Raw genomic sequence first — 9,152 nt, 5'->3', positions numbered from 1 at the left:
GGTAGGGGCACGGCAAGATTAACATTTTCCCATCACCGATAGATTGATTGTGCCTTGTCCCGCCGACCGATTAATCGTTGGTGGTAGGGGCACGGCAAGATTAACATTTTCCCATCACCGATAGATTTATTGTGCCTTGTCCCGCCGACAGATTAATCGTTGGTGGTAGGGGCACGGCAAGATTAATTTTGCCATCAGCGATAGATTTATTGTGCCGTGCCCCGCCGACAGATTAATCGTCGGTGGTAGGGACACGGCAAGATTAATTTTGCCATCAGCGATAGATTTATTGTGCCTTGTCCCGCCGACCGATTAATCGTCGGTGGTAGGGACACGGCAGGATTAACATTTTAAATTAACCGACAGATTTATGATGCCGTGCCCCTACTTTTTCCGATAAATTGCAGTAATAGCGCCGATTACTCTCTCTAAATCTTCTATAGTTAAATTAGATCCAGAAGGTAGGCAGAGGCCACGTTCAAATAAATCTTCTGCGATCGCACCCCCGACGCACTCGCATTCCGCAAAAACAGGTTGCAGGTGCAACGGTTTCCAAACTGGACGCGCTTCAATTTGCTGTTGGGAAAGTGCTAGGCGAACTTGTTCTCGATCTGCACCAAAAGCATCTGGGTCAATTGTCAGGCAAGTTAACCACCTAGTGGCGCGTCCAAAATCAGCTTCGGGCATAAATTCGATTCCCGGCAAGTTTCCCAAAGCTTGTTGATAAACTTCAAAATTGCGTCGTCTAGCTTGTACTCTTTCCTCTAAAACTTGCAATTGACCGCGACCAATTCCGGCTAAAACGTTGCTGAGACGATAATTGTACCCAATTTCAGAATGCTGATAATGGGGGGCGCGATCCCGCGCTTGAGTTGCCAGAAAGCGGGCTTTTTGGATTAAACTTTCATCTTCTGAAACTAACATGCCGCCGCCGGATGTAGTGATAATTTTATTGCCGTTAAATGAGTAAATGCCAATTTTGCCAAAAGTTCCAGGGGAACGGTTTTTGTAAGTCGCGCCTAAAGATTCGGCAGCATCTTCAATTAGGGGAATTTCATAAGCGTTGCAAGCGGCTAAAATTGGGTCGATATCGGCACTTTGACCGTATAAATGGACGATAACGACTGCTTTGGGCAATTTACCGAGTTTGGCGCGTTTATCCAGTGCTTCTCGCAACAAATCGGGGTTGATATTCCACGTGGTGCGATCGCTATCAATAAAAACAGGTTTTGCGCCTAAGTAAGTAATCGGACTAGCTGTAGCAATAAACGTCAGCGTCGAGCAAAAAACCTCATCTCCCGCCTCAACGCCAATTAATCTTAAAGCTAAATGTAAAGCCGCTGTGCCAGAAGTAACAGCAGCCGCGTGGCTAGCACCGACGACTTTGCAGAATTCTTGCTCAAACGCATCCACATGGGGGCCAACGGGGGCGATCCAGTTGGTGTCGAACGCTTCTTTGACGAATGCTAGTTCGCGATCGCCCATGTGAGGTGTTGAAAGCAGGATAGGTTTTATCAATGGCTTAGATACAGAAAGTTAAAATATTAATTTAGCAAAAAAACTCAGTAAATCACCTCAACCAACCACGCTCATGTAACTTTTTGTAAAACCTGCCAAATTGGCAACAAACTTAGATTGGATTGGTTTTTCATGAGAGAGATAGGGGATCTATATTATTGGAACCAAATTGCTAGTTAACGCCAGTTGCTAATTGCTAATTGCTAATTGCTGATGGCGAGAGCTAGTTAATATAGCATTTTGCTTGAGATTAGCCATTAGCCATTAGCCATGCTCCAGTCTTTTGAGATAACCAGCAACTTGGGTTAGTTAAAAAAATGCCTGCTCTCAAGTGAAGGGGAAGATAAAACCAGAGACCTTAAGAAACAACTGAGAAAACCTTTCCAGATAAACTTCATATTTAGAGGAGAGAGCTATGACAGGTAAACATGCTTTCATGGAAGGTTTACAATCTTGGCTGCCTAAATTTCTGCGTTCAGATTACTCTCCCTACCAGTGTAATGTCTCCGCTAACCGGGAGAATTACAATTTACGGGCGCGGAGGATACATTTGCAGAATCAAATAAAGACTTGGGTCAATACGGGGCAGAATCCCTTTATCAAGCCTGTAGAATGCAAAGAATGTTTATTCGATACGCGCATCCCGAATATATATATCGGTGCTGATGGCGTATGTAACATGTGCATGACCTACAAAAAGAATTTCAAAATTGAAATTCTCAACAGCGAACTAGAAACCTTTCTCAATACACCGAGAGAGGCTGGTTCTAATATAGATGCAGTAGTGGGATTCTCTGGCGGGAAAGATAGCGCGGTGTCTCTTTACCTGGCACGGAAACGATTTGGGTTAAATGTTGTCGCAGTTTTAGTTCAAAACGGATTTATCCCCGAGCAAGTCGTTGATAACGGTCGAAAACTCTGCGACATGTTGGGGGTGGAATTAGTTGTTCTGAATATTGACCTGGCTCCCTATGTCAAAGATATGATGGACAACAATTTTAAGAACGGTTACCCTTGCTATAAATGCGGGGAAATGTTTCATAAGGAAATTCAGCAATACTGTATCGAAAACCGCATCAACCGCATCATTTTTGGGCGCAATTGGTGGCATTGGATTGAGCCGCAAGTCCGTTCTGTACGGTGGGTAAAACATGAAGCATCGGGTAAGCAATTGCAGATGTTATCGCTGCCTTTTGCTTTGCAATTGACCGAAAAAGCTGTCTACAAAATGCTCGATGATATCGGGTGGTCAACCGTGAAAATTCACGGCAACAGTACTAATTGCGTGCTGCCTGGATTAGTAGAATATTCTGTTTACAAACGACTCGGCTATCATCCAGAATTAAACTTACTCTCCAGGGAAGTGATTACGGGTTTTTTAGATAAGGAGGAAGCAAAGCACCAACTTTCAGACATCAGAGATAATACGGATGCTTTGGAAAAGCTGGTGAATAAAAAGTTGGAGGAAAGCCAAAGTAAATTGAATGAGAGGTGAATGCTAGAACCCCGACTTCTTTGAGAAGTCGGGGTTCTGGGCTTCGTTGTTTATTAGACATCTTGCAAAAGTTATTTTCAGACCATTTGAAGGGCGGGCGGGACGCCCACCCCACAAGAATTTTTCTGTTTTCTGGTTTTGTGGGGTGGGCAGTTACGCCCGCCCTAAGTTTTGATGGGCTAGCATTAAAATCACCTTCTATTTATTCAATCTGTTTTAGAGAAATAAGGATTTCGATAGGCAGGGAAGAAATCGTGACAATCGCCTACAGGCCCGTAATTATTTTCGCAAATATGCATAAGTTTTGCATATTTTTCCTCGGACAAAATCGTTCGATAGGTATGGAAATTCGCTCTGAAATTAGAGAAGCCACTCTTAAAGTAAAACAAAGAGTCGGAGCGGGCACCCAATCCGCCGCCTAAATGTAAAATGGAATTCCCATTTTCTTTAGCCCAACGGGTGATGGCGTCAATTTCTAACTTTGATGGCGCTTGGCAAAAATACTTGTCAGAAGTTCCGGAAAGATAGGTTTGGACGATGCCATTTATGGCAGTAAATAATATCCCAGAGGCGACTTCGCCTGACGGGGAAAGAATGGTACATAAATTTAAGCGATCGCCTAAACTAGCTCGTAAATCTGCGAAGTAACTTTCGGAAAACATGTAAAATTCACTGGCTGACAGCCGCTGCATAGTTTTCCGATAGATCGCGACGAATTCTTCATAGAAACTCCAATCATTTATCTTCGCCTGAAATCCCTCACGCATCAGCTTGCGAATATCTTTTTTGTGATCTTTTCTGATCTGCGCCTCAATCTCTTCAATTGACAAAGAAAGATCGATATAAACAGTTTGACCGTGTTGCACCAGCGTGCCGTACTTGGCTAATGTTTCCAGAGGAAGGCTGAGCAAAGGATGCAGGCGGAAGAAAGCAGTAATAATTCCGTATTTCGCTCCAACTTGTCGAAAAGACTCGAGAAACTTCTCTAAACAATCTGGATTATCGGGCCCAATTAACAGCGGTGCTGGGTAGCCGTAAGGTGTTGTAGCATCGTACCAATCATCGGGGACGCCGAGACTTGCCGGAATCTTCCGAATTAACAGAGGCACCAAAAATGCCGCTTGTCCTATTTCTGCATAGAACGCAACAGGTGTAACTTTCTCATGCTTGGCAGTTAAGGAAACATATTCTGGAATATGGTAAAAATCGTGCCGAGTTAACATTAAATGGCGTTCCCATCTCGCATCTTGGGGAGAAATAAATTCTGCGATTGTCATCTCACACCTCAACGATTAGCTTAGTTTGTGTGTTGTCTGCTTAAACGATTTCTCGCACGAGAACAAAAGCCTCGGCGGCAAAACAGCTTACGGTACTACCTCTTAATGTTGCTAAAGCTCGTAAAGATTCCTCCGAACGTTCGTTAGGAAAAGGTTTAATCTGAGAAGCATAGAGTTGCATGGCTTGAATTTTCATTTCCAGATAATCGGAAATATCCACAAAAACATTCGGGACAAAATTGGGTGCTAAATAAGGAGCATTCCAATTAGTTTCTGAAAGGGTTTCGTAAGCATAAATTGCTCTCGGCGCACCAGGGTGATTGGGTCTGGCTGCGACTAAAGCTGATAAGAAAACCCTTTGATGATCTACGTGAAGATCGCCAGTGAAAGGAATATAAAGAATTTCTGGCTGGATGTTTTGGATAACTTCGTTCAGATGACGATTGATGTCCCGGTGGGGAATGCTGTCTAGATTCGCCGCTGGTAGGGGAAGGAATATAGTTTGCTTGACACCTAGTAGCTGATGTGCTGCCAATGCTTCTCGGCGATCGCATTCAATTTCTTCGGCGCTATAGCCTTGTGTCATAATTGCTACACAAACTTCTGCCCCAAGAGCCGCAAGCCTCGCCATTGTTCCCCCAACGCCGAGAACTTCATCATCCGTATGCGGCGCAATAACGAGTATCTTATCTTTCATAGCTTTCCTCTTGCTAGCTCAATTCAACTCTAAGAATTTGCGCGTTTCTGGGCCACAGCAGAACAGAGTATCGAGAATTGACAGATTGGGCAAAAATCCCAGTTCTGGAAACAGTTGAACGTAGGATGGCGAGTTAAACTCTTGCCAGATTGTGGCGATACCAGCCGCTGCAAAAGCTGACATATCCATATATCTTTTGCCGCCGGAACCAGATAGATAAGTATCTGCTCCTACTGCCTTACAAGCATCGATCAGGAGTGAGTTTTTACTGCCTTCTACTCCCAAGGAAGATAAGTAAAAAATGGGCTTATCAATCCCCAATATTTCCATCACCCATTGAATGAGTGCCATGTCGAGTTCGCAGAGATGATTCCATTCTTTGGCTAGTAATTCTTGGAGTTTATCGGCGTATTTCTCAAAATAGGGAGCCGGGGAATAATTCGTCAAAAGCGTCTGCCAATGCTTGCGCGACCAAGGAAGCTCTGAATCTATTTGCACTTGGTCGATTCGCTCTTCTCTAGAGGAATGGAATACAGGTACGGTTAGCCATTGTTCCCCTTTGTTGGTTTTGATCTTGTTACGGTGTTGGATACCGCGCCGCTCAAATTGCACGCTATCCATTACCACAAAAACGTCGCCCTGGTTAAGCTTGTGAAAGAAACCCAGGTAGGGTAAATATTGGGGTTGGTGTATGACTGCGATTTTCATAATGGCTCATTGCTAATGGCTAATTGCTAATGGTTACAGAAACCGGGTTTCTTGGTGGGATCTTTTTCCGAGAAACCCGGTTTCTTTGCCTAAGTCCTGCCTTTATTTGGCATAGACGCCTTCTTTGCGGAGGACAACCGGAATGGTTCGGAAAAGAATGACCAAATCTAACCAAAAATTCCAGCGGTCTACATACCAAACGTCTAGGTTCAGTCGGTCTTCTAAACTGTTTTCTAAACCGCCATTAACAGCTTCCCAAGCTGTAACTCCCGGCGACATTAATAAGCGCCGTTTTTGCACATCTTTATAGGTTTTTAGCGAGGAAACTAACAGCGGTCGAGGGCCTACTAAGCTCATGTCGCCTCGGAGAACGTTGAAAAGCTGTGGCAATTCGTCGAGATGATATTCGCGTAAGAACTTGCCAACCTTTGTGACGCGAGGATCGCCTTTGAACGTTCCTAAACCAATACCGATATTAACCGCACCATCGACCATCGTGCGGAATTTGTAGATAGTAAATGGTTTGCCTAGCTTTCCTAATCTTTCTTGGCAGAATAAAATGGGGCCGGGGGAACTCAGCCGAACTGCTAAAGCAATTCCTAGCAAAAGAGGCGATAAAAGCAGGAGTGCGAGGCTGGCGATCGCCACATCTAAGTTGCGCTTAAACATCAGTTGCATTTTCATGCCTTTTTGTCTAGCAAGATAAGCTTTTTCAGCGGCTTTCCACGTTTCATCCGTCCAAACTTCAGCCAATCGATCGTTAGAAATAGACGAAAGATTGCCTAGATAAACTTCAGAATTCATAGCAGATGCCTTCCCTGTACAAGATTAGTTATTCGTCAAGCCTTAAAACTCAAATCTGCTCTAACTTCATGAAAAACTAATTCCATTTATTTGGGCTGCCAATTTGGCAATTTGCGACAAAAATTTATATGCTTCATGGTAAATTAATTACCCGTTATTAATGACTCGCGAATCGTGACTGATGGTGCAGGAACTAGCGCTTCAGCATACAAAGTTTCCTGCAGATTTAAAATCTGCCGCAGGTCGTAAGCTGCCATTAATTCCCGTCCGCGCTTGCCCATCGCTTTGGCTTCTTGGGGATGGTCTAAAATCCAGGCCATTGCTTTGGCAATTTCTTCTACATTTCCCACCGGAACGAGAAGACCGCAACCCGGTTCTAGCAATTCGCGGATGCCCCTAATATCTGTGCCGATTGCTGGAGTTTCCAAGCACAAAGATTCCATGATGCTTCTGGGTAATCCCTCGGCTTCGGAAACCAAGATGGTAGCAACAGCAGCGCGGCTCAAAGTTGGAATATCCCGTCGGAAACCTAAAAAGCGAACGCGATCTTGCACGCCTAATTGGTCGGCTAACTGCTGCATTTCTGCTTGCAAAGCACCCTCTCCGGCAAACGCCAAGCAAGTATTCGATCTGGCAACTTTGGCAAATGCTTTTAACAGATCTCGATGCCGCTTGCGGGGAGTGAATTCGGCGATGCATAGAAACAGAGAAGTTGCCGGTGCGAGGTTTAATTCTTGCAGCACTTGTGCCACTTCAGATGCAGAAATGACATCGGGATTGTAGCGTTCAATATCTACTCCAATTCCGGGCATGTAGCGGACTCGGTCAGGTGGAACGATTTGGTAGCGTTTCGCCGCTGCTTCATCTTCGCGATTAATAACGACCAAATAATCAGTCCAAAGTCCTGCCAGTTTTTCTAGGGTCAAAAAGATGGCATTTTTCAGCGGCATTTCCCCTTTGTAGAAGTTAAAGCCGTGAGCGGTATAAATTATTTTGGGTTTCGCTTGCTTTCTCAAATCTTTGAGGGCGTATCGAGTGACAAAACCCGCGACTGCCATGTGGGCGTGGACGATATCGTATTGCTGCTGCGCGACAATTTCTCTAATTCTTGGCGGCGCAGTCAGTAAATTTTTCGCATCTAGGGGACTGCGACCCAATTCTACATCCCAGACGCGATCGAAAGCCGCCAAACATTCAGGACAAGTGGAAACGCCGTTGGCGATCGCATCCACTCGCCACCCCTTGGCACGGAAATGATGGGCAAAGGGAAGCAAAAAGGCGCGGAGGGCAATGGGAACCGCACTAATTACTAGAAGTTTGTTCATAAAACATTCGATTCGGTAACGCTGATTTGCGGTAAACGACGAACCTAGAAACCGGGTTTCTTGTCAGAGAAACCCGGTTTCTTTGCCTAAGTCGATTTGCGGTAAACAAGTTCTAGTTTTTTGTTGCAGCCATGCCTCAGTATTTTCTCGGAGATAGCGGTAAAATGCGATGCGGCGCTTTTGCAGTAGCTCATCTCGGTACTCTTTGGACTTCTCCAAATTGCGAGCCGACATGCTCGCCATGCGTTGCGGATCGGTGACGACCTGGCGAATTTTGCTTGCCAAAGCGGGTACATTACCGGGCGGCACGAGATCTTCTGGCGGTAGCAGTTCGGGGAAGCCGCCCACGGTGGAGCCAATGCAAGGAAGCGATCGCGCCATCGCCTCGATCGCTGCTCGCGGCAAACCTTCTTGATGGGATGGTAAAACAAACAAATCCGCTCGCTCCAACTGGGTACGCACACCTTCCCCCGCAGTCACATCCCCCAGGAACCGCACCCGCTCTGCCAAATCCAGCTTGGCGGCGAGTGACTCCAGTTCCCCTCGGTGCTTTCCATCCCCCAGCAAAACCAACTTCAGGTCTAATCCCCCGCCCACGCAAGCAGCAACTGCATAAAGCAGCACATCTGGCGCTTTGTAAAGTTGATCCATCGTGCCGACGGTAATCAGGGTCAACGACTGCATATCGGACTTGGGATAACGAGGAACGGGGACGAACGCCTCAACGGGCAACTCAACGCTGGAATAGTGGGTGGAAAAAGCGTCTTTTGCAGGTGGATAGCGCTGTTGCAACGCATGTTCGGTAACGTAAGCAGCCGCAGTTGCGCCGGCACAGATCCGCCGCAAGTTGCGGGGGAACCACCAGCGGAACAAAGGTCTTAAGGGATGTTTCACCGAACCCGGTGCAAACACATCGTAGGGATCGGCGACAACTTCCACGCCGTAGGGATGGCGAGTTCGCTGCAAAAAGGGTTGCACATCGTTGGCAAGTTGGGAAGCCACGCGCAAAATTACGGCATCGTTTAAAGCCACAGCATTTGTGAGAGCTCGCTTCACGGAAAACGCTTGTAAAAGATACTGTTGTGGCCCAATGTAATAAGGCACGGCGATCAAGGAAACCCCCTCGCCATCCGCCCGTTTCCAGTCAGGCGGCGGCGATGCAACTGCGAGAATTCGCGCCACCACTTTCACGCCGTCAAATACTTCTAAATAACGTTGCCAAAATGAATAGGCGAACATAGTCTGGGTCCACACTGCCCCATCGGGAGTTTGGACAAAGCGATGTTCGAGGATAACGGTTACATTCATATTCACCCACCTTTGATGCG

General features: G+C 46.1%; 9 protein-coding genes. 1 reads left to right on the top strand and 8 read right to left on the bottom strand.

Annotation, left to right across the window (positions count from 1 at the left end; genetic code table 11):
* Positions 1–206: 206 nt before the first annotated feature.
* Together MiSe_RS51375 and MiSe_RS33745 are read right to left on the bottom strand one after the other, a co-directional pair.
* Positions 207–335 (bottom strand): hypothetical protein, encoded by a 129-nt coding sequence (locus tag MiSe_RS51375; protein WP_264196753.1) that lies wholly within the window; start codon positions 333–335, stop codon positions 207–209.
* A gap of 49 nt (positions 336–384) precedes the next feature.
* A complete protein-coding gene (locus MiSe_RS33745) occupies positions 385–1,518 on the bottom strand; it encodes an aminotransferase class I/II-fold pyridoxal phosphate-dependent enzyme (RefSeq protein WP_226588365.1) in 1,134 nt (377 codons plus the stop codon).
* A 415-nt stretch (positions 1,519–1,933) separates the two neighbouring features.
* On the opposite strand from MiSe_RS33745, the gene MiSe_RS33740 reads away from it, so the two are divergent.
* On the top strand, positions 1,934–3,013 hold the full coding sequence (locus MiSe_RS33740; protein ID WP_226588363.1) for a 7-cyano-7-deazaguanine synthase: 1,080 nt from the start codon (positions 1,934–1,936) through the stop codon (positions 3,011–3,013).
* Between the two features lie 206 nt (positions 3,014–3,219).
* Here MiSe_RS33740 and MiSe_RS33735 read toward each other — a convergent pair whose 3' ends face one another.
* The 6 genes from MiSe_RS33735 to MiSe_RS33710 form a co-directional block, all read right to left on the bottom strand.
* Positions 3,220–4,290 (bottom strand): GNAT family N-acetyltransferase, encoded by a 1,071-nt coding sequence (locus MiSe_RS33735; protein WP_226588361.1) that lies wholly within the window; start codon positions 4,288–4,290, stop codon positions 3,220–3,222.
* Positions 4,291–4,330: 40 nt separating this feature from the next.
* Entirely contained in the window at positions 4,331–4,987 is a 657-nt protein-coding gene (locus tag MiSe_RS33730) for a PIG-L deacetylase family protein (RefSeq protein WP_226588359.1), read from the bottom strand.
* An 18-nt stretch (positions 4,988–5,005) separates the two neighbouring features.
* The gene (locus tag MiSe_RS33725; RefSeq protein ID WP_226588357.1) at positions 5,006–5,695 is read right to left on the bottom strand and encodes a WbqC family protein; all 690 of its coding nucleotides are present in this window, start codon (positions 5,693–5,695) and stop codon (positions 5,006–5,008) included.
* Between the two features lie 102 nt (positions 5,696–5,797).
* A complete protein-coding gene (locus MiSe_RS33720; RefSeq protein ID WP_226588355.1) occupies positions 5,798–6,499 on the bottom strand; it encodes a sugar transferase in 702 nt (233 codons plus the stop codon).
* Positions 6,500–6,642: 143 nt separating this feature from the next.
* Positions 6,643–7,824 carry a glycosyltransferase gene (locus MiSe_RS33715; protein ID WP_226588353.1) on the bottom strand — a complete coding sequence of 394 codons (1,182 nt, stop codon included), beginning with the start codon at positions 7,822–7,824 and terminating at the stop codon, positions 6,643–6,645.
* A gap of 63 nt (positions 7,825–7,887) precedes the next feature.
* A complete protein-coding gene (locus MiSe_RS33710) occupies positions 7,888–9,132 on the bottom strand; it encodes a glycosyltransferase family 4 protein (protein WP_226588350.1) in 1,245 nt (414 codons plus the stop codon).
* Positions 9,133–9,152 lie beyond the last annotated feature (20 nt).

The sequence above is a fragment of the Microseira wollei NIES-4236 genome, from assembly GCF_020521235.1.
GTDB classification, from domain to species: Bacteria; Cyanobacteriota; Cyanobacteriia; order Cyanobacteriales; family Aerosakkonemataceae; genus Microseira; species Microseira wollei.
The sequence above is the reverse complement of the archived record's forward strand: the minus strand, read 5'-3'. Positions and strand labels throughout refer to the sequence as shown.